The 354-nt window shown below is 45.8% G+C and carries 1 protein-coding gene; it reads left to right on the top strand.

Features of this window, described 5'->3' with window-relative positions; all coding sequences use genetic code 11:
* The coding region (locus tag BCU12_RS11440) for a DUF2867 domain-containing protein (RefSeq protein ID WP_133153875.1) at positions 1-354 on the top strand (354 nt) is incomplete at both ends.

Raw genomic sequence — 354 nt, 5'->3', positions numbered from 1 at the left:
CTAATATTCTTTGGCGAACAAGAGAATGGTTAGATCTTTTCTTCGGAGGGGGAATTCCCAAACGACGAGAGCCTGAGGGACCGAATCTCAAAGTGGGCGATCATATCGACTCTTGGAAAGTGATTCGCTATGAGCCCAATAGATTCTTATCTTTACTCTTTGGCATGAAAGGACCAGGGCTTGGTCGATTAGAGGTCTCGATTCAAGACAATGGTGAGGAGCGAGAGCTGAACATCACCGCTTGGTGGCACCCTCAAGGTTTTTTAGGGCTACTTTATTGGTTCGCTATGATGCCTGCGCATCTATTCATTTTTAACGGGATGGTTAAGGCGATAGTAAAAAAGGTTCATCGCG

This window comes from Vibrio sp. 10N.261.55.A7, assembly GCF_002877365.1.
Classification (GTDB): Bacteria; Pseudomonadota; Gammaproteobacteria; order Enterobacterales; family Vibrionaceae; genus Vibrio.
Note: the sequence above shows the minus strand (reverse complement) of the source record. Positions and strands in the feature narration are given on the sequence as shown.